This window comes from Herbaspirillum lusitanum (assembly GCF_026127345.1).
Lineage (GTDB): Bacteria > Pseudomonadota > Gammaproteobacteria > Burkholderiales > Burkholderiaceae_D > Herbaspirillum > Herbaspirillum lusitanum.
In genome coordinates this window covers 92,872-113,076 of the sequence record NZ_QXFG01000012.1, presented here as the reverse complement: position 1 = coordinate 113,076, position 20,205 = coordinate 92,872, and the positions used below count along the sequence as shown (strand labels likewise).

Annotated in this window: 19 protein-coding genes and 1 pseudogene; 11 read left to right on the top strand and 9 right to left on the bottom strand. The window is 62.2% G+C overall.

What is annotated here, in order from left to right; genetic code table 11:
- Nucleotides 1-12 precede the first annotated feature (12 nt).
- A complete protein-coding gene (locus DXT88_RS18110) occupies nucleotides 13-1,527 on the bottom strand; it encodes an aminotransferase-like domain-containing protein (RefSeq protein WP_265215471.1) in 1,515 nt (504 codons plus the stop codon).
- Between the two features lie 187 nt (nucleotides 1,528-1,714).
- On the opposite strand from DXT88_RS18110, the gene DXT88_RS18105 reads away from it, so the two are divergent.
- From DXT88_RS18105 to DXT88_RS18075, 7 genes are all read left to right on the top strand, one after another.
- Complete coding sequence (locus tag DXT88_RS18105) at nucleotides 1,715-2,749, top strand: threonine dehydratase (protein ID WP_265215470.1); 1,035 nt, start codon at nucleotides 1,715-1,717, stop codon at nucleotides 2,747-2,749.
- The gene (locus DXT88_RS18100) at nucleotides 2,746-3,093 is read left to right on the top strand and encodes a DUF2917 domain-containing protein (protein WP_265215469.1); all 348 of its coding nucleotides are present in this window, start codon (nucleotides 2,746-2,748) and stop codon (nucleotides 3,091-3,093) included. Before DXT88_RS18105 ends, DXT88_RS18100 begins: the two co-directional genes overlap by 4 nt.
- Nucleotides 3,093-3,683, top strand: coding sequence for a LysE family translocator (locus tag DXT88_RS18095; RefSeq protein WP_199525655.1), 591 nt, complete (start codon nucleotides 3,093-3,095; stop codon nucleotides 3,681-3,683). The genes DXT88_RS18100 and DXT88_RS18095 overlap by 1 nt, the downstream gene beginning before the upstream one ends.
- 28 nt (nucleotides 3,684-3,711) lie before the next feature.
- On the top strand, nucleotides 3,712-4,614 hold the full coding sequence (locus tag DXT88_RS18090) for a DMT family transporter (RefSeq protein WP_265215468.1): 903 nt from the start codon (nucleotides 3,712-3,714) through the stop codon (nucleotides 4,612-4,614).
- A 161-nt stretch (nucleotides 4,615-4,775) separates the two neighbouring features.
- Entirely contained in the window at nucleotides 4,776-5,234 is a 459-nt protein-coding gene (locus DXT88_RS18085; RefSeq protein WP_053201751.1) for a RidA family protein, read from the top strand.
- A 100-nt stretch (nucleotides 5,235-5,334) separates the two neighbouring features.
- Entirely contained in the window at nucleotides 5,335-6,528 is a 1,194-nt protein-coding gene (locus DXT88_RS18080) for an aminotransferase-like domain-containing protein (protein WP_265215467.1), read from the top strand.
- On the top strand, nucleotides 6,528-6,857 hold the full coding sequence (locus tag DXT88_RS18075) for a DHCW motif cupin fold protein (protein WP_265215466.1): 330 nt from the start codon (nucleotides 6,528-6,530) through the stop codon (nucleotides 6,855-6,857). The genes DXT88_RS18080 and DXT88_RS18075 overlap by 1 nt, the downstream gene beginning before the upstream one ends.
- Before the next feature lie 89 nt (nucleotides 6,858-6,946).
- On the opposite strand, the gene DXT88_RS18070 is transcribed toward DXT88_RS18075, so the two are convergent.
- Entirely contained in the window at nucleotides 6,947-8,035 is a 1,089-nt protein-coding gene (locus tag DXT88_RS18070) for an MBL fold metallo-hydrolase (protein WP_265215465.1), read from the bottom strand.
- Nucleotides 8,036-8,121: 86 nt separating this feature from the next.
- Nucleotides 8,122-8,505: a tautomerase family protein gene (locus DXT88_RS18065; RefSeq protein ID WP_016832210.1), complete on the bottom strand. Its 384-nt coding sequence runs from the start codon at nucleotides 8,503-8,505 to the stop codon at nucleotides 8,122-8,124.
- A gap of 151 nt (nucleotides 8,506-8,656) precedes the next feature.
- Between DXT88_RS18065 and DXT88_RS18060 the strand changes: the two genes are divergently transcribed.
- Both DXT88_RS18060 and DXT88_RS18055 read left to right on the top strand, forming a co-directional pair.
- Complete coding sequence (locus tag DXT88_RS18060; protein WP_265215464.1) at nucleotides 8,657-9,517, top strand: LysR family transcriptional regulator; 861 nt, start codon at nucleotides 8,657-8,659, stop codon at nucleotides 9,515-9,517.
- A gap of 215 nt (nucleotides 9,518-9,732) precedes the next feature.
- The gene (locus DXT88_RS18055; protein WP_016832212.1) at nucleotides 9,733-10,185 is read left to right on the top strand and encodes an Hsp20 family protein; all 453 of its coding nucleotides are present in this window, start codon (nucleotides 9,733-9,735) and stop codon (nucleotides 10,183-10,185) included.
- Between the two features lie 213 nt (nucleotides 10,186-10,398).
- On the opposite strand, the gene DXT88_RS18050 is transcribed toward DXT88_RS18055, so the two are convergent.
- Entirely contained in the window at nucleotides 10,399-10,587 is a 189-nt protein-coding gene (locus DXT88_RS18050) for a hypothetical protein (protein ID WP_265215463.1), read from the bottom strand.
- Between the two features lie 204 nt (nucleotides 10,588-10,791).
- Between DXT88_RS18050 and DXT88_RS18045 the strand changes: the two genes are divergently transcribed.
- Nucleotides 10,792-11,991, top strand: coding sequence for an MFS transporter (locus tag DXT88_RS18045; RefSeq protein WP_265215462.1), 1,200 nt, complete (start codon nucleotides 10,792-10,794; stop codon nucleotides 11,989-11,991).
- Nucleotides 11,992-12,103: 112 nt separating this feature from the next.
- On the opposite strand, the gene DXT88_RS18040 is transcribed toward DXT88_RS18045, so the two are convergent.
- The 3 genes from DXT88_RS18040 to DXT88_RS18030 form a co-directional block, all read right to left on the bottom strand.
- The gene (locus DXT88_RS18040; RefSeq protein WP_265215461.1) at nucleotides 12,104-14,071 is read right to left on the bottom strand and encodes a sensor histidine kinase; all 1,968 of its coding nucleotides are present in this window, start codon (nucleotides 14,069-14,071) and stop codon (nucleotides 12,104-12,106) included.
- A 33-nt stretch (nucleotides 14,072-14,104) separates the two neighbouring features.
- Nucleotides 14,105-14,815 (bottom strand): response regulator transcription factor, encoded by a 711-nt coding sequence (locus DXT88_RS18035; RefSeq protein WP_265215460.1) that lies wholly within the window; start codon nucleotides 14,813-14,815, stop codon nucleotides 14,105-14,107.
- Nucleotides 14,816-14,894: 79 nt separating this feature from the next.
- Complete coding sequence (locus DXT88_RS18030; protein ID WP_265215459.1) at nucleotides 14,895-15,629, bottom strand: siderophore-interacting protein; 735 nt, start codon at nucleotides 15,627-15,629, stop codon at nucleotides 14,895-14,897.
- Nucleotides 15,630-15,661: 32 nt separating this feature from the next.
- On the opposite strand from DXT88_RS18030, the gene DXT88_RS18025 reads away from it, so the two are divergent.
- A complete protein-coding gene (locus DXT88_RS18025; RefSeq protein WP_029363786.1) occupies nucleotides 15,662-16,126 on the top strand; it encodes a MarR family winged helix-turn-helix transcriptional regulator in 465 nt (154 codons plus the stop codon).
- 336 nt (nucleotides 16,127-16,462) lie between these two features.
- Here DXT88_RS18025 and DXT88_RS18020 read toward each other — a convergent pair.
- Nucleotides 16,463-17,664: pseudogene (locus DXT88_RS18020) on the bottom strand (multidrug effflux MFS transporter).
- A gap of 217 nt (nucleotides 17,665-17,881) precedes the next feature.
- Entirely contained in the window at nucleotides 17,882-20,194 is a 2,313-nt protein-coding gene (parC, locus tag DXT88_RS18015; RefSeq protein ID WP_265215458.1) for a DNA topoisomerase IV subunit A, read from the bottom strand.
- Nucleotides 20,195-20,205 lie beyond the last annotated feature (11 nt).

Below are 20,205 nucleotides of genomic sequence, written 5' to 3'. Positions count from 1 at the left end.
GTAGCGGAAGTTTCAACGTCCCAGTTCTTCGTCAAGAAAACGCCAGATCGCCGGGTCCGTCATGCTGGCGACGTTGATGCGCATCTTGGTCGAGGGCAGCTGGTTCGGCGAGAACAGGCTGCCCGGCGCCAGCAGGAAGCCCTGCGCCATGGCCTTCTCGGTCAATACACTCGTATCGCAGCCGGCGTCGGCCCACACGAACATGCCGTTCGAGGTTGCCGTGCCGGTGCCCAGGCCGACTCTTTCCAATTGCCGCACCACCTTGTCGCGCACGCCGTTGAGACGGTTGCGCAGCCGTTCGGTGTGCTTGCGGTAATGGCCTTCGGAGAGGATCTTGTAGACCACGCGTTCGCCGATTTCGGTGGTGGTCAGGGTCGACAGCATCTTGCGATCGGCCAGATGGCGCGCCAGGTCAGGCGAGGTGGCGATGAAGCCCACGCGCAGGTTGGCCGACAAGGTCTTGGAAAATCCCCCCAGGTAAATCACCCGGTGCAACTGGTCCAGCGCCGCGATGCGCGTGGCTGCCTGGCCGCCGGCGCCCGCACCGGCATTGCCGGCATGCATGTCGCAATAGATGTCGTCCTCGACGATGGTGAAGTCGTGTTCTTCGGCGATGCGCAGGATCTGGAATGCCTTGGCCGCCGACAACGAGGTCGAGGTCGGGTTGTGCAGCACCGAGTTGATCACGTACAGGCGCGGCTTGTGCAGCGCCGCCAGTTCCGCCAGTTTGGCGATGTCGGGGCCGTCGGCCAGACGCGGGATGCCGACCACCTTGGCGCCCATCGCGGCAAACGACCCGAACATCAGGAACCACGCCGGATCGTCGACGAAGATCACATCGCCGGGGCGCAGGAAATGGCGCGCCACGATGTCCAGTCCCTGCGTCACGCCGGAGGTCATCAGGATCTGTTCGGGCGCGGCGGAAATCTCCAACTCGGCCAGCTTCAGCTGCAACTGCTGGCGCAGCGGCAGGAAGCCTTGCGGCGTGCCGTAGCTGAGCAGCAGCGACTGGTTTTGCCGACCCACCGCGCGCAGGCCGTTGGCGATCAGGTCGCCGTCCAGCCAATCCGGCGGCAGCAGGCCGCCGCCGGGCATTTTTTGAGCCGGCATCTGGCGGAACATGTTGCGCACCAGCCAGACCACGTCGAGTTGTTGCGGTTGCGATGCAGCATCGCTGCCCGGATTGTGGCCTGCAGCCGATACAACTGTACCGGCCATTGACGGATTGGCAACAGGCGAGCGCTCACGCACGAAAAAACCGGAGCCGCGCCGCGATTCAAGAAAGCCCTGGGCCACAAGGCGATCATAGGCTTCCACCACGGTGAAACGCGACACGCTGTGCAGGTCGGCGAACTGGCGTATGGACGGCATGCGCGCGCCGGTGCGCAACAGTTTGTCGTCAACGCGCGACTGCACCGTGCGGACGATTTGATCGACCAGCGAGTCGCCGCTCTCGCGCGACAGTAGCGGCAGGGTAGTCGGCACGGCGGCCGGCGGAAGCGTTTTGATACGGGCTGTATTGGTCATTTTACCGTGACAATGTAAGCAGTTATTTGGTTAAGTGTACTGGTACTGTACTGGCGATGTCGATTAGGATAGACCCATGTCAAGAGCGGCGTCAATCGGAAGTCATCAGGAAGATCGATGGAAACCCGGCGCTTGTTCAATTGACCAGAAAACAGATTCACGACAGATTCATCACCAGGAGACTTTCATGACCCATTTGTTGCCAACGCATGCCGATATCGAGCAAGCCGCCAAGGCCGTGTACGCCGCGATGCCGGCGACGCCGCAATATGCATGGCCGCTGTTGAGCGAAGCGCTCGGCGCCGAGGCCTGGGTCAAGCATGAAAACCATACGCCGACCGGCGCCTTCAAGATCCGCGGCGGCCTGGTCTACCTGCAAAACCTGGCGCAGCGTCCGCGCCAGCAACAGGTGCGCGGCGTGATTTCCGCCACGCGCGGCAACCACGGCCAGTCGGTCGGTTTCGCCGCGCGCCGTTACGGCATCCCGGCCACCATCGTGGTCCCGCAAGGAAACAGCCGTGAAAAGAACGCCGCCATGCGCGCGCTGGGCGTTGAGCTGGTGGAGTTCGGACAGGAGTTCCAGGAAAGCCGCGAGCACGCCGCCATGTTGGCGCAGCAAGAACAACTGCACATGATTCCGTCCTTCCACCGCGACCTCGTCAGCGGCGTGGCGACATACTGGATGGAGCTGTTGCGCGCGCAACCCGACCTCGACGTATTGTTCGTGCCGATCGGCCAGGGCTCGGGCGTGTGCGCCGCCGCTGCGGCGCGGCGTGCGCTCAATGTGCGTACTCGCATCATCGGCGTGGTGTCGGCGCATGCGCTGGCTTACAAGCTGTCGTTCGACGGCCGCAGCAAGATCGAGTCGCCGGTGACCACCGTGATTGCCGACGGCATGGCCTGTCGCGTGCCGGACGAGGCCTCGCTGGAAGTGATCCTGAATGAAGTCGATGAAGTGATCGCCGTCAGCGACGATGAAGTCGCCGCAGCAATGAAGTTGTATTTCACCGCCACCCACAATGTCGCCGAAGGCGCGGGCGCCGCGGCGCTGGCGGCAGCGATGCAGATCCGCCATCGCCTGCGGGGACAGCGCATCGGCCTGACGCTGTCGGGCGGCAACGTCGACCACGACATGTTCGCGCAGATTCTGTCGCGCCCCGACCAGGACGCGCAGCTGGCTGATCGCAACGTTGACCTCAATCAACAGAGGAGGGCGGCATGACTGCACTGACACGCGAACATCATCATCTGCACCTGGGCGCCGGCGCGCTGGCCTCGGGCAAGTTCGAACGCAGCCGCTTGCTGCTGGTGCGGCGCGGCTATGTCTGGGTTACCCAGGAAGGCCGCCCTGAAGATTTCTGGCTGCATGCCGGCGATGCGCTGATCGTGCAGCCCGGTCGCACCATCGTGGTGGAAGCTGTCATCGCCAGTGAAATCTTCATGGAAAACCGCAGCAAGCCCGGTGCAGGATTGTGGCTCAAGGCGCGTTGCCTGATGGCGCGCAGCTTGTGGCAACGTGCCTTGGCGCGACTTCCGCACACCGCCGTCCGCCAGGGAGGACAGTGATGGAAGCCTTGTTGCCGCTGGCCTCGTTCGCCTTCGTCACGTCGATCACGCCGGGACCGAACAACATCATGCTGACGTCTTCGGGCGTATGGTTCGGTTTCCTGCGATCGATTCCGCATATGCTCGGCATCACCTTCGGTTTCATGGTGCTGCTGGCGATCTGCGCCGCCGGCATCGGCAGCCTCGTCATCGCCGTGCCGGCCATCCACGTATTGCTGAAGATCGCCGGCTCCGGTTATCTGCTGTACCTTGCATGGAAACTGCGCAGCATGCGCTTCAGCCAGGAAGACAGCGCGCATGTGCGGCCGATGTCGTTCATGGGAGCGGCGCTGTTCCAGTTCGCCAATCCCAAGGCCTGGGTGATGGCCATCACGGGCGCAGCCGCGTTCCTGCCGCTGGTGCAGCCGGTGTGGCTGGCCATCGCCATCTATTGCCTGGTGTTCGGCGTCATCAACTTGCCGTGTGTCGGGGTATGGGCAGGCGCCGGCGCGATGTTGCGGCGCTACCTGACGCAACCGCTGTGGCGCACCGTGTTCAGCACGGTGATGGTGTTGCTGACCATTTATTCCGCCGTGGCGATCTGGTTGTAGTTTAAAAAATAAATATAAAAGGAAACTGATGAACTCCGAATCAAAAGGGATGTGGCTGGGTTTTATCGGCGTGGCGATATTCAGCCTGACGCTGCCGTTTACCCGCGTCGCCGTGGCGGAGCTGAACCCGGCCTTCGTCGCCTTCGGCCGCGCGGTGGTGGCTGCGGTATGCGCGATCGGCATGCTGTGGCATCTGAAGGCGAAGCTCCCGACCCGGCTGCAAGTGCGCGGGTTGCTGATTACTTCGCTGGGCGTTGTGGTCGGATTCCCCTTGTTCTCATCAATCGCCATGCACTACGTACCCGCCTCGCACGGTGCAGTGGTGGTGGGCTTGTTGCCGCTGGCGACGGCCTTGTTCGGCGCGCTGCGTTTCGGCGAGCGTCCTTCCACGGGATTCTGGATCGCGGCGCTGATCGGCAGCTTCATCGTGATCGCTTTTGCGTTGCGCCAGGGCGGCGGCAGTTTCCATGCCGCCGACTTTGCGTTGTTCGCGGCGGTGGTGGCGGCGGCCATGGGCTATGCCGAAGGCGGTCGCTTGTCGCAGAGCATGGGCGGCCAGCAGGTGATCTGCTGGGCACTGGTGCTGTCGATGCCGGTATTGTTGCCGGTCACGATCTGGCTCGGTATGCACTACGGCGTGGCAGCTTCTCCGCAGGCATGGATGTCGTTTGCCTACGTATCGTTCTTCTCGATGTTCATCGGATTTTTCTTCTGGTACAAGGGCCTGGCGCTGGGCGGTATTGCGCGAGTCGGTCAGGTGCAATTGCTGCAGCCGTTCATGACGCTGGTAGGTGCAGCGGTGATCGTCGGCGAAACCTTGGATGCGAGTCACTTGTTGTTCGCGACGGCGGTTATTGCCGTTGTGGCAATCGGGCGGCGCATGGCGATCCGGCGCGCACCGGTCATCGCGCCTCAGTTGAATCGGCGCTAATTCAGTCGGGGCAACGCTTTTCGTCATGTTGTCCGTCACAACGCTGCGATATTTGCGATAATGGCGGACTACATTTTTTGTTTTCATTTCGAAACGTGCTGCCTTGCCGGGCGTCAATACGCTGACGACGGTGAGCCGGCCACAGCAAACAGGAGCATCGCATGTCCGTCTACGAAAAACTCAAAGCCCTGAATATCGAATTGCCAGCCGTGGCCGCACCGGCCGCCGCCTACGTCATGTATGCGCAAACCGGCAACACCGTATTCCTGTCCGGCCACCTGGCCAAGAAGGACGGCAAGGTATGGGTTGGCCAGCTCGGCAAGGACACGACGACGGAACAGGGCAAGCTGGCGGCCCGCGCGGTGGCGATTGATTTGCTGGCGACATTGCAAGCGGCTTGCGGCGGCGACCTGACACGGGTCAAGCGCATCGTCAAGCTGATGAGCCTGGTCAACTCGACCGGCGATTTCACGGAACAGCATCTGGTGACCAACGGCGCCTCCGAACTGATCGGCGAATTGTTCGGCGAGCAGGGCAAGCATGCGCGTTCGGCTTTCGGCGTGGCGCAGATTCCGATGGGCGCCTGCGTCGAGATCGAACTGATCGCAGAGATCGCATAAAACAATCAATTTGTCGCCGGACCGGCGGATGACCGCTCCCGGCTGTATCCAATACCGTGCAATACGATCCTATTACACGACCCTATTTTTGGCAGGCATCATGAAAATCGAAAACCCCAATCCGCTTCAGTGGAATTTCTCCAAACGCTCGCAGCAGCTGCAAAGCTCGGCCATTCGCGAAATCCTGAAGATCACCATGCGTCCGGAAATCACCTCGTTCGCAGGCGGCCTGCCGTCGCCGGCGACCTTCCCGGTGGAGCGCATGAAAGCGGCGTTCGACACTGTCCTGACGAACCAGGGCAAGATCGCGCTGCAATACGGTCCGACCGACGGTTACGGTCCGCTGCGCGAATGGGTGGCCAATTCGCTGTCCACCGACGGCGCCCGGATCCTGCCCGAACAAGTGCTGATGGTGTCCGGCTCGCAACAAGGCCTGGACCTGCTGGGCAAAGTGCTGATCGACGAAGGCAGCAACGTGATGGTGGAAACGCCGAGCTATCTGGGCGCGCTGCAGGCGTTCTCGATCTACGGCCCGAACTTCATTTCGGTGCCGAGCGATGAACAAGGTCTGATTCCTTCGGCCGTCGAAGAGTTGGGCAAGGGGGCCCGCCTGCTGTACTCGCTGCCGAACTTCCAGAACCCGACCGGCCGCACGCTGCCGCTGGAACGCCGCTTCGCGCTGGTGGAAGCCTGCGCCCGCCTGGGCCTGCCGCTGATCGAAGATGATCCGTACGGCGCCCTGAGCTATCGCAACGATCCGCTGCCGAAGATGCTCAACATGAATCCGGCCGGCGTGATCTACATGGGTTCGTTCTCGAAAGTGCTGACGCCGGGCATCCGCCTCGGCTACGTGGTCGCTCCGACGCCGCTGATCCTGAAGATGGAACAGGCCAAGCAAGCGGCCGACCTGCACACCGCGCAGCTGACCCAGATGGTGGTGTACGAAGCGATCAAGGACGGCTTCCTGCAAACGCACATCCCGACCATCCGCAAGTTGTACGCGGACCAATGCCAGGCCATGCTCGATGCGCTGCAAACCTACTTCCCGGCCGGCACCAGCTGGACCAGACCGGAAGGCGGCATGTTCATCTGGGTGACGCTGCCGGCGCACATCGACAGCGGCGCCTTGCTCAAGGAAGCGGTCGAACAGCACGTCGCCTTCGTACCCGGCGCGCCGTTCTACGCCAACGAACCGCAACAAAACACGCTGCGCCTGAGCTTCGTCACCGTGCCGCCGGAAAAAATCCGCGCCGGCATCGAACGCCTCGGCAAACTCATCGCCGCCAAGCTGTAATGGACATCGGCAACCTGCCGTTCGGCACCACCGACTGGAGCACCGTCGAGCGTACCGAACACAAGGGCGACAGCGGCATGGCCACCTGGCGCACGCGCCAGTTCGGGCCGATTCGCGTACGCATGGTCGAGTACACGCCGGGGTACCTGGCCGACCACTGGTGCAAGAAAGGCCACGTGCTGCTGTGCCTGGAAGGGGAGTTGCATACCGAGCTGGACGACGGTCGCACCTTCCTGCTCAAGGCCGGCATGAGCTATCAGGTGGCCGACAATGCGGAAGCGCATCGGTCGTCGACGTCGACGGGCGCGAAACTGTTCATTGTGGATTGATTTAACGCTGACCAAGGCGTTGGCAGCAACGACATGGTTGTTGAAAGAATCGCAGGGAAGAAATTCCCTGCGATTTTTTTATGCCCGGATCACTCCAGCTTCACCGTCTCGCCATGTTTGAGCACGGTAAATTCCTGCGCCGGCAAGCCGGCTTTCTTCACTGCCTCGGCGAGCAATTGAGGCGGTTCGTCGAGCGGCTCGTCGGCCAGTTCGAAGGTCCCCCAATGAATCCCGACCGAGCGCTTCGCATGCACGTCCTTGTGGATCTGCACGGCCTGTTCCGGATCGACGTGCTGGCCCTGCATGAACCAGCGCGGCGCGTAGGCGCCGATGGGAATCAGCGCGAAGTCGAAGCTGCCGAACTTGCGGCCGATGTCCTGGAAGTCTTTTGAATAGCCGGTGTCGCCCGCGAAGAACACCGAGAACGGATGCGGCGCGCCGTCGGCAGTCTTGATCACCCAGCCGCCCCACAGCGTCTCGGAGCGGTCGGTCAGGCTGCGCGCAGACCAGTGCTGCGCCGGCACGAAGCTGATGTCGAGCTTGCCGGCGCTGGTCTTGTCCCACCAGTCCATTTCGCGCACGTTGGTGATGCCGACGCCGGCCATCCATTCCTTCACGCCCAGCGGCACCAGGAACAGCGGCGGTCCGCCAGGCTGACGGTTGAGCTGCTCGACGCTGGCCTGGTCGAGGTGATCGTAATGATTATGCGAAATCACGACCACGTCGATATGCGGCAATTGTTCCGGCGTGATGTTGAGCGGCACCTTGCGCAAGGGACCGACGAAGCTGAACGGCGAGGCGCGCCCGAAGAAGATCGGATCCGTGATCACGTTCATGCCGCTGATTTGCAACAGCGCCGTCGCATGGCTGATCCAAGTTACGCTGGCGACGCTCTGGTTGGCTTGCAGCCAGGCGATCTCGGGCGTGGCCATCGGAAACTTGTAGTTGTTGGCCGGCGCTTTCGGCAAACCTTGCGTGAGGCGTTCCCACTGCCATTTCAGCAGCGATGCGCGCGGTTCCTGCGGAGCGGTATTGCGGAAGCCGGATGGCGTCCGATTGGGTTTTTCGGGATCGTAATACTTGCTCGCCGCGGCACAACCGGCGCTGACCAGCGCCAGGACCACGGCGATGCGACGCAGGTAACTGCGCGTGGCGGGCTTTGTTCTTGTTATCGGCATGGGACGAGGATGGCAGGCAAGTTGATCAGGCTTGCCATGCTATCAGCTATCCCGCGCCGGGGTGGCGCATGGATTGCCGCACAAGCCTACAACGCGTATTGCGCGAGCCCGTGGCCGAACGACCAGTTCTCCTTGTTCACTTCGACCAGGTTGATGAAGATATCTTCCGGACGGATGCCGGGTTGTTGGTTCAGGCGCTCGACGATGCGTACGTACAGCGCTTTTTTCTGCTCAATGGTGCGCGTGTTGCTGACGGTCAGCTGGATTATCACGAACTTGTCGCTGCGCGCGATGTTCATGTAGGTCTTGCTGAAGACGAAGTTCTCCGGATCGTATTCATCGATCACCATGAACTTGTCGTCTTCGGGCACGTTGAAGGTTTCGACCATGGCCTCATAAAGATTGTCGAGGATGGCCTGGCGATATTCGCGGGTCTCGCCGCGGCGGATGACGACTCGGGCAAAAGGCATGATGTTCTCCTTGGAAAGTGATGAATCGCGAGTGGGTACGCAAGCATCTTAGATCGGGTGTATCATTTTGAAAATATATCCATGTATATTTCAATGATATTCATTTGAAATGACTAACGTCCATCCATAAGCAATCTCAATGAGTCAGAAAATGGAACCGACCCAACGCCCGCTTGACCTCGACGCCGTCCAGGCTTTTGTTTTGGTTGCCGATATGCAAAGTTTTACGCGTGCGGCCGAGGCGCTCTACACCACGCAGTCCGCCATCAGCCTCAAGCTCAAGCGGCTCGAAGAACGGCTTGGCCGGCGCCTGCTGGAACGCACGCCGCGGCAGGTGCGCCTGTCCGCAGACGGAATCGGTTTTCTGGACGCCGCGCGCAACTTGCTGACGGCGCATGAGAAGGCGCTGGGACGCATGGAGACGTCCACGGTGCGGTTGAGTCTGGGCATCAGCGATCACGTCGCCGGCGACGGTTTGCCGGCGATCCTGGCGCAGATCAATGCCTTCGATCCGGGCGTGGTGGTCGAAGTGCGTATCGGCGCCTCGCGCGATCTGCTTGCCATGTACGACCGCGGCGAACTGGAAGCCGTCATCGTGCGCCGCGACGGTGAGCGCAGCGATGGTGAACTGATTCAGGAAGAACGCATGGGCTGGTTCGCCGCGCCGCAGTGGCAACCGCGCGCGGGGGAGCCGCTCCGGCTGGCGACGTTTTCGCCCAGTTGCGGCATTCGCGAACTGGCCGTGCGCCGTCTGGAAGACGCCGGCATACCGTGGATCGAGGTCTTTGTCGGCGGCGGAGTGCATGCGGTCGCGGCGGCGGTCACGGCAGGGTTGGCGGTGACCGCATTGTTGTATCGGGTCAAGCCGGCCGGGGCGATCGACGTCGGCAAGAGCATGAAGTTGCCGTCGTTGCCGCTGGCGCAGGTGATGCTGCATACCAGCGTGCGCGATACGCGTGCGCAAGGGGTATTGCGCACGGTTGTTGCCGCGATGAAAAACGATGGCCGTTGACCGGCCACTTTAAAAAAATGAGGCCTGAAAATCAAGGGTGGAAATCGACGTCAAAAAAATAATCAAGGCCATGAAAAAAATCTCTTGAAAAGAAAAAGTCCGAACGTATATCGGTAACAAGGCAGCGGGAGTCAGTAGCAGACCACCCGCCGGCCCAGCGAATGCTCAATGGAGGTTCGCGTTCATTTATCGCTTTTTCTTACAAGGATACTATTATGCGTACTCATGATTTCTCCCCACTCTACCGTTCCGCAATCGGCTTCGATCGCCTGGCTCAACTGTTCGACAACGCGCAGCGCGCGGATTCGCAACCGAGCTACCCGCCTTACAACATCGAGCTGGTTGCCGAAGACAAATACCGGATCACCATGGCCGTGGCTGGTTTCAGCAATGCTGAAATCGACATCGAAGCCGAAAACGACACACTGAAAATTGTCGGCCGCAAACAGAAGGAAGACCAGTCCGTCAACTTCCTGCATCGCGGCATCGCGGCGCGTGATTTTGAACAGCGCTTCCAGCTTGCCAACCATATCAAAGTGGTCGGCGCCCAGATGGAAAACGGTCTGCTGAGCATCGAACTGGTGCGTGAAGTGCCTGAAGCGCTGAAGCCGCGCAAGATCGAAATCAACAGCGACAACGTGCATCGCCTGGAACGCAACGCCGCTTGATCTCTGAGTAGTAGCTGTTGTTGTAGATGTACCCGTAGTAGAAGTTGCAGTTGAAACTGATGTTGAAGACGGTTGTAGCTGTAGAAATACCTGTCGCTGTAGAAGCACCGCCGGCGGCAACATTGCCGGCGTCCGACAAAGCCCGCTCCGTGCGGGCTTTGTCGCGTCAGTGCGCCGCAGTGGCAAGTTGACGCGGCTCGACAAGAATAAAAACTATTCTGTATAATCGGCCGCAAATAACGAAACAGGACGCCCCGGGTTAAGCTGAAGCTGTTTTTTCTTTGCTTCTTTCTTCGCTTCCTCCTTGCCGGCCTCTTGCTTCGTTACGTAAGCGTTCACGTCAACCAACGCGTCATTCACGTGCATGCCTGAAGGTTCAGGCAGCGATTCCGTCGCACGCATGTGTATAACGCCAAGGTGAAAAATTGACGATATGCTTACTTCTCCAGGACGAGCTTGCCTTGTCCGCAGTGACACCCACTTTGCACTTCCCCGCAGCCAAGGCTGCGATGCATTTCCTCGCTGACATACCGACCGTTGCAGTGATCGCCATGCCGATCGACGACTGCGCACGTCCGCTCATTTCCATTCGGGACCGATAACCTCATGACTACGACAACACAACAATCCAATGACAGCGTGGCGAGCGGTTTACTGCCGCTGGTCGCCATCGTCTTCACCAGTTTCCTGTGCATCGGCATTCCGCTGCCGGCCTTGCCGTTGCACGTCAACGGCGTGCTCGGTTTCAGCGCATTGACGGTCGGCTGGGTGGTGGGGATCCAGTCGTTCTCGACCATCCTGTCGCGCAAATTCTCCGGCTCGTATTGCGACCGCCACGGTCCCAAGCGCGCGGTCGCAGTCGGCTTGCCGATGGCGGCGGCGGCCGGCTTGCTTTACCTCGCATCGACGCTGATCGCCGATGCCGGCGCCAGCCTGGTGGTGCTCTTCATCGGCCGCCTGCTGATGGGGCCGGCGGAAAGCCTGTTCCTGACCGGCACCATGACCTGGGGCATCGGCCGCGTCGGCATGCAGCGTACCGGCAAGGTGATGGCGTGGCAGGGTATCGCCATGTTTGCCGCACTGGGACTCGGTGCGCCGATCGGCATCGCGATCCAGCAACGCTTCGGTTTTGCCGGCGTGGCGCTGACCACCATGGTGTTGCCGCTGGTCGGCCTGGCGATTGCGACGACACTGCGCGGTCTGCCTGCATTGGGCAACAAGGGCGGCGGCGTGGCCATGTCGGAAGTGCTGCGCCTGATCTGGCGCTTCGGCATGGCGCTGGCGCTGAGCGCCATGCCGTTCGCCATCATCACCAGCTTCCTGGTGCTGCTCTACGCCAGCAACAACTGGTCGGGCGCGGGCATCGCGATCCTCGGTTTCTCGGTCGGCTACGTCGGCGTGCGCCTGTTCTTCGCGCATCTGCCGGACCGCATCGGCGGCGCCAAAGTAGGTGCGGTGTCGGTGGCAATCGAGCTGGTCGGACAATTGCTGCTGTGGCAGTCGCACGATCCGCTGATGGCGGGCCTGGGTACGTTGCTGACCGGCATCGGCTTCTCGCTGGTGTTCCCGTCCATGGGCGTGCAGGCGATGGCGCGTGTGCCCGCGCATTCGCGCGGGCTGGCGGTGGCGACCTTCATGGCCTTCATCGACCTCGCGGCAGGATTGACTGGTCCGGTGGTGGGCGTGCTGATCGGCTACTTCGGTTACGGTTCGGCGTTCCTGGCGGGCGCGGCGGCGTGCGTGCTGGCGTTGTTGCTGATGGTGGCGGGGATGTCGCGGCAGCACCATGAGCGGCATCAGCGATGAATCGAAGGCATCGTCTTCCAGGCCAACATCCGGGCCTTGAGCGCCGCCGCCGAAGCGCAGAACAGCGGCATCGGCGAAAGCAACGATGCGGTTTCCCGGAGCTGATCGCTTTTCAGGCGTCCAGCGTTGGTTTGGGCGCGCGTGCCAACGGCAACCAGAGCGTGAATCGCGTACCGCTCGTTGCGGATAGCCATGTCACCGCGCCGTCCAGCGCCTGCGCGCGGCGCCGTTGATTTTGCAGGCCGCGCCCGGACGCCCTGGCCAGCGCCTGGCCGACGTCGAAACCCTGGCCATTGTCTTCAATCGTGACCGTCACGCCGTCGCCGGCATGCGCGGTGGCGACGCGGATGCGGTCGGCGCGCGTATGGCGCAGGATGTTGGCGATGCTCTCCTGGACGATGCGCAAAATATGCAAGGCGCTGGACGGCTCCAGCCAGTCCAGCGTCGGCAGTTCCTGCACCTCCCACACGAGCGCGATGTCGGTGCCTTCCAGGCGCGGCTCCAGACGGAAGCGCAAGGTCGCCAGCAACAGCAGCAGGTCCGCCTCCACCGGCTCCATGGAATCGATGGTCAGCTTGAGGTCGTCGAGGCAATCCTTGAGGATTTGCGACACCTTCACATCGCTGACGCCGCCGTGTTCCACCGAACGGATCGCGCTGATCAGCGTTGAGCCGAGGCCGTCGTGCATATCCTGCATGAGGCGCTGGCGCTCGTCGCTGATGGTTTGTCGCAGAGCAGCTTCGCGCAGGCGCCGGTGGGTCTGCCCGAGCTCATGCTCGCGTGCTTCGAGGCGTTGCGCCAGACCGGCGTTGACCAGTTCGACTTCAGCAATGGCGTTGACGTAGCGGCGATACATCAGCGTGCCGAACATGGCGAAGGTGACGGCGTTGGTGTAGGCGCCCAGGAACCAGCCTTCCGGACTGACGACGTTGTTGTGCAGCAGCCAGTCGGACATACCCAGCAAGGTCGATACGCCGACTCCGAGCGTCAGCAGCAAGCCTTCGCGGGAACGCTTCCAGGAGCAGACGCCGCCCGCAACGCTGACCGTAACGCCCATCAGCACGGCAATTGCATACGCCAGCGGCACCAGCAGCGAGGTGCTCGGAAAGACCGGCAACACGCCCAGCACCGGCAACGACAGGATGCTGATCGTCAGCGTGATGCCGACGATGGCGCGCGTAAGCCGGCGCAGCGGACGGCCGTGCAGCTGGCAGAGGAAAAGGTGGATCACCGTGAGCAGCCAGAACAAGGCGTTGGCGGTTAGCCAGGCGAACCAGTCGACCACGATGGGCAGACTGACGTAGTAATGCAGATGTCCAACGAAAGAGACTGCCGCCAGATTGAAGAACAGCAGGTAGCCGGTCTCATGCCGGCGTCGGAACCAGACGAACAACGCGAAAATTCCAACCACCATGAAGGCGGCGCTGAGCGTGGCCGGCAATTCCCGTTGCAGCCACTGGCGCAGGTAATAACGTCCCTGCAAGACCTCGGCGGGACCCAGCCAGAGCGTCGACAAGCCTACCGGCGTTTCCGGCGCGTGCTCCACGCGAATCAGGATTTCCTTCAGCGGCGCGCCGTCGGCGGCCTGATCCGGCAAGATCCATAGCGGCGTGAACAGACTGTTCCACAACTGGCCGCGTTGTTGCGCACGATGCACGAGGCGACCGTTGAGGTAGACCGCGACGGTGCCGTCGGTCTTGATGCGGCTGGCATAGAGCGCGAGCGGTGCGGCCGGAGTATCGGCATCGGCCGTGATAGGCCGGCCGGCAAGCGCAAAGCGCATCCAGGTGGTGCGCACGGTGAAGGCGGGGGAGGCGAGTGCGGGTAGTGGCGTGACTGGTAGCGCCGACGGCAAGCTGGCCTGGCGCCATGACGGCGGCAGGGCCGCGCTGTCGACCAGTGCCGGCGGCGCGTTGAAACCGCGGCCGTCGCTGTCCTGCCAGTCGACCCGGGTCAGATGCAAGGTGGCGTCGGCATGCGGTGCATCGCTCTGCACATACCAGGCGCCTACGGCAATCAACAGCGCCACGGACAGCAGCAGCACGACGCCGGAGAGCAGGGATGCAGGCAGTTTTTTCATGCGGGGATGGGCATCAGGCATGCATCGGCTCGCTCAGTCGGGCAGCAGCCCGAGCGTCCTGGCTTCGTAGATGGCCTCGGTTTTCGAGGTGACCTTGAGCTTGCTGTAAATACGGCGCACGAAGGTGCGCACGGTGAACGGCGACAGCTGCATCAGCTTGGCGATCTCCTGCGCGGTGAAGCCGCGGGTGATGAAATCCAGTACTTCCTTTTCGCGCGCCGACAACAGCGTCGATGGTTCGGCCGGAGCGGCCGCGGTCGGACTGGCGGCCACATCGGCAGGCGTCGCCGTCCGAAAACGCGCCAGCACCTGGCGCGCGATGATCGGGCTGATCGGGCTGCCGCCGCTGGCGAGGCTGCGGATTTCATCGACGATTTTGGCGGGCGAACTGTCTTTCAGCAGATAGCCGGCGGCGCCTGCCTCGATCGAACGCATGACGTGGGTTTCATCGCCGAAATTGGTGCTGACCATGATGTTGCAACCGGGCCAGCGGAGGATGGCTGCGTGAATCACGTCGATGCCCGAACCATCGGGCAAGCCAAGGTCGACCAGCAGCACGTCCGCCGGCGGGCGTTGCAGCATCGCCAGCCCTTCGGCGCGGGTGCCGGCGATATTCGCCAATCGCATGTCCGGCGTGGCTTCCAGCGCCTTGCTCAATGCATCGCGGAAACTCGGGTCATCCTCGACGATGGCGACGTGGATGGAGGGCGGAGCAACGGTGGGGATATCGGGAGTGGATAACATGGCGCCGCTATTGTACGACGCCATGTCGGCCGCGCTTGTAGCGCGTTTGCGCTACAGACGGCGTTGTCGATCCGCCGGCTCAGTCCAGCTTCTCGTGGAAATCGGACGCGCCGCGCTTCCAGTAGGCGGACACGCGCATGGCTTCCCTGGGATGTTGTTTATCATCGGCCAGCACGGCGCGCACCGCCTTCATCACGACCGCTTCGCCGGCGGCCCAGACATAGCCTTCGCCGGCAGGCAGCGCGAGCGCGCGCAGGGCGGCGACCAGTTCCTCACCCGACTTCACCCATTTGACGTCGAGGTCGGCTTTGGTGTCGAACTCGCGGATATCGCCGTCCGACGCTTCGATCACGGCCAGCACTTTGGCGCCGGCCGGCAACTCCTGGAGACGGCGCGTGATCGCCGGCAACGACGACAGGTCGCCCGCCAGCAAATGCCAGTCGTAATCGAGCGGCACCACCATCGAGCCGCGCGGGCCGGCGATGACGGCGTCCATGCCGACCTGGGCCTGGCGCGCCCAGTCGGTGGCGGCGCCTTCGGCGTGCAGGGCGAACTCCAGCACCAGTTCCTTGCGCTGCGCATCGTGGCCGATCGGCGTGTAATCGCGTCGTACCGAGGCGCCTGATGCATCCGGGAAAACGAACTTGACGTGGTCGTCGAACGACAGCGAGGTGAAGTCTTCCAGTGCGTCGCCGTGGAAGGTCACGCTGAGCATGTTGGCGCCGGTAGCGCGGACGGCGGCGACCTTGACGTCGCGGAACTTGAGTTCATAACGGACGCGTTGCACTTCGCGGGTGATTGATTTGGATTCCATGATCGGAGAAATTGGTTGATAATGTCATCATTATGAGAAAACAAGTTGATAAAGTCAACCAATCACCTGCCGCCGAAAGGGTCTTTGACGCCATCCACACGGTGATGCACCTTTACCGTTCAGGGCGCTCGCAGGCGTTTCGCGACGACGAGCATGGCATCACGCACATGGAAAGCCGCGTGCTCAACTACTTCGCGCATCATCCCGGCGCCACGCAAAAAGACCTGGCCGCCCATTCGGGACGCGACAAGGCGCAGCTCACCCGGCTGGTGCGCGGCCTGCGCGACGGCGGCTATCTGGAATCGAAGGAAGACGTCACGGACCGGCGCAGCACCTGCCTGCAACTGAGCCCGCAGGGGCAGGCTTTGCACGCCGAGTTGATGAAGTCGGGCGCGCAGATACTGGAACGCGCAGTCGACGGTCTGTCCGCGCAGCAATGCGAAGAGCTGGTGCAGTTGATGGAGATTATCCAGACCAATCTGGAAAAAGGGCGCTAGCTGTTTGCCGGAAGCGGCAGGCGATCAGCGCCATCGGCAAAAAGCCCCGCAATGCGGGGCTTTTCATTTTAACGCGGCGGCGCTCCGGGGAAGCCCCGGTGCAGCCCGGCGTTATCGCGGCAACATCAGCCTTGTGCGGCGTCGCGCGCGGCGACTTCTGCGCTGAGTTCTTCCAGCATGCTGTTGAGCAGCTTGGCGAAATAGATGCGATAAGTTGCTTCCATGTATTTGATTCGACGGATTTTCCGCATGGTATTCCTTAGGTTGTTGACAAGATTTCAGGACCATCTCTGATGATCGGTGCCGGAGTATAACGCAATGGGCCGGTGCAGCCCCTCAAGCTGCCGGCGCGCCGGCGGGCGCTTCCAGATGATGCAGCAGCTTGCCGACCATGCTGATCACGGTCAGACCCACGATCACGAAGAAGATCGCCATCGGCGTCAGGCTGTGGAACGGCACGAAGCCGGCCAGATCAGCGACGACACCAGCAACAGCGCGAAGCCGAGGATCGCGCTGGTCAGTCCGGCAATGTGCGGGAAGATCGAATTGCCCTTGGCCATCAGCGTCGGATACATCGCCCCCGCGCAGAACGCCATGAACAAGACCGGCAGCGTCAGCGTCCACACCTCCAGACCGACCGTCAGCGCCAGGATCAGCATCACGACCGCCGCCCCCGTCATCACGCGCGCGCCGATGCGCAGGCGTTGTTCCGGCGTCGGCAGGCGCGGGTGATGAATCCGGTTCGAAATCCCGCCGAGGAAATACATCAGCCCGATCGCCAGCGCCAGGTAGCCGAAATAGGTCGGCGGCTTATGCAGCGTCTCCTGCACCATGAAAGGGCCGACAATGTTGAACACCAGCAGGATGCTGTAGCACAGCCCTTGTGCAAGGAAGCAGCTCTGGAAAACCGGGCTCCTGAGCACCATGCCGGCGTTCCTGAGCAGCGTCTTCGGATGCAGATGCACAGGCTGTTTCAGCGTCTCCTTGTAGCGCGACAGCACCGCCCACATCACGAAGGAATAGATCAGCAGGAAGGTCAGGCACGAGCGCCAGCCGAACCCGGTCTGCAGATGCGCGCCGATGACCGGCGCCAGGATCGGCGCCAGCCCCCAGGCGATGGCCATGTAGGTGAACGCATGCATCAGCGCGATGCCGGAGAAGGAGTCGGTGATGATCGCCTTGGCCAGCAGGTTGGTGGCGGCGATGCCGAAGCCTTGCAGGCAGCGTGCGAGGATGAAGGTTTCCAGGTTGTTGGCCGCCAGCGTCAGCAAACAGCCGGCGGTGAACATGGCCAGTCCCAGGATCAGCATTGTCTTGCGGCCATAGGCATCCGCCAGCGGTCCGAAAAACAGTTGGCCGAAGGCGTACGCCATCAGGTAGATCGTCACGCTCGACTGGATCGCCTGCGCCGAGGTCTGGAAATACTGCGCCATCGTCGGCAGCGCCGGGACGTAGATATCGATTGCCAATTGGCCCGCAGAGGCCAGCATGCAAATGAAAAAGATGAGAAAGCGCGGGTGGTTCGCGGTGGTATTCATGAAAAGGGACAGCCGGAGGAGGGGTGAAAACCCTCTATTGTGACGGCTTGTTGAAGTCTCTGCTGGGGACCGGCAGGATGAGAAAACTTGCATGCCCGGTCGCGAGCACGAAACATCATGGCCGGTCGTTGCGATAGCGTAGCCGGGAAGAAAAAAAGGATGCCGTATTCAACGACATCCTTTTTCTTTGCTGCTTCAACGCTCAGCGTTCAGGCGATTACGCCACTGCGGCCAGCGCCGTCGCTTTCAGCTTCGACTCCAGCGCCTTGCCCTTGCGTGCGCGCTTGCCGATGTGCAGCGCCAGCGCTACCGCCGACAGCGTGACGTCCTGCGCCTTGCCGCCGCGGCCGGTGCCGGACACCAGCACGCCCTTTTGCGTGATCGCTTGCGCGGCCAGCAGCTTCTCGTTCTTCTCCAGTTCCATCAGGATCACGCCGCGGCCGCCGCTGGCCAGGGTCTTGATCTCGTCCAGGCCGAACACCAGCAGGCGTCCTTGTCCCGACAGGCAGGCAATCGCGCTGGCGCCGGCCGGCATCGGGCGCGGCGCCAGCGGCAGGTCGCCTTGGTCCAGCGTGATGAAGGCCTTGCCGCCCTTGACGCGGCTGAGCATGTCGCCGACCTTGGCCGTGAAACCGTAACCGGCGTCGGAGGCCAGCAGCATCTGCGTATCGACCGGACCGGCGAAGTAATGCAGCAGGTTATTGCCGTTGCCGAGGTCGACCAGCGTGGTGATCGGCACACCGTCGCCGCGCGCGTTCGGCAGCGAGTTGACGCCGACCGTGTAGATGCGGCCGTTGGAGCCGAAGCCCAGCAGGTTGTCGACGGTACGGCACTCGAACGCGCCGTACAGGCCGTCGCCGGCCTTGAAGGTGAATTGCGTTGCATCGTGACCGTGGCCGCCGCGTGCACGCACCCAGCCCTTTTGCGAAATGATGACGGTGACCGGTTCGTCGATGACCTTTTGTTCGAGCACGGCTTTTTCGGCTTCTTCGATCACGGTACGGCGGGCGTCGCCGAATTGCTTGTCGTCGGCTTCGATTTCCTTGATGACCAGGCGCTTCATCGAGGCCGGATTGTCGAGCAGGTCCTGCAGCGTCGCTTTCTCGTTGCGCAGCTCGGCCAGCTCCTGCTGGATCTTGATGGTTTCCAGGCGCGCCAGCTGGCGCAGGCGGATTTCCAGGATGTCTTCGGCCTGGCGGTCCGACAGCTTGAACGCTTCGATCAGCGCCGGTTTCGGCTCATCCGATTCGCGGATGATGCGGATGACCTTGTCGATGTTGAGCAGGATCGCTTCGCGGCCTTCGAGGATGTGGATGCGGTCCTCGACTTTTTGCAGCTTGAACTGGCTGCGGCGCGTGATGGTGACGAAGCGGAACGCGATCCATTCGCCGAGGATGTCGGCAAGACCCTTCTGGCGCGGACGGCCGTCGCCGCCGATCATCACGAGGTTGATCGACGAGCTGGTTTCCAGGGAGGTCTGGGCCAGCAGCGTGTTCATGAATTCGGTCTGGTCCTGGTTTTTTGACTTCGGTTCGAACACCAGGCGCACCGGCGCTTCGCGGCCCGACTCGTCGCGCACGGCGTCGAGCATGGCCAGGATGCTTTGCTTCTGCGCCTGCTGTTCCGGCGTCAGCGTTTTCTTGCCGAGCTTGATCTTCGGATTGGTCAGCTCTTCGATTTCTTCCAGCACCTTCTGCGACGACACGCCCGGCGGCAATTCGGTGATGACCGCCTGCCACTGGCCGCGCGCCATGTCTTCGATCTTCCAGCGCGCGCGCACCTTGAGGCTGCCGCGGCCGCTCTGGTAGATTTCGGCAATCGTCGACGGCGGCGTGATGATCTGGCCTCCGCCCGGGAAGTCCGGACCGGAGATGTGGGTCATCAGTTCTGCGTGCGTGATCTTGGGATTGCGGATCATCGCGACGGCGGCGCGCGCCACCTCGCGCAGATTGTGCGACGGGATTTCGGTGGCCATGCCGACCGCGATGCCGGAGGCGCCGTTGAGCAACAGGAAGGGCAGGCGCGCCGGCAACAGTTTCGGCTCTTCGGTGGAGCCGTCGTAGTTGGGCTGGAAGTCGACCGTGCCCATGTCGATTTCGTCGAGCAGCAATTTGCTGATCGGCGTCAGGCGCGCTTCCGTGTAACGCATCGCCGCGGCGCCGTCGCCATCGCGCGAACCGAAGTTGCCCTGGCCGTCGATCAGCGGATAGCGCAGCGAGAAATCCTGCGCCATGCGCACCAGCGCGTCGTACACCGACTGGTCGCCGTGCGGATGCAATTTGCCGAGCACGTCGCCGACCACGGCCGCCGATTTGCGCGGCTTGGCGGTGGCGTTCAGGCCGAGTTCGTTCATCGCGTACAGGATGCGGCGCTGCACCGGTTTCTGGCCGTCGGCGACGTCGGGCAGGGCGCGGCCCTTGACTACCGAAATGGCGTAGTCGAGATAGGCGCGCTCGGCGAAGGTCGACAGCGTCAGCGATTCGCCGTCGGGTGGCGCAGGTTGTTCAAACAGGTTGGCTTGTTCAGTCATGTGGCTGGGTT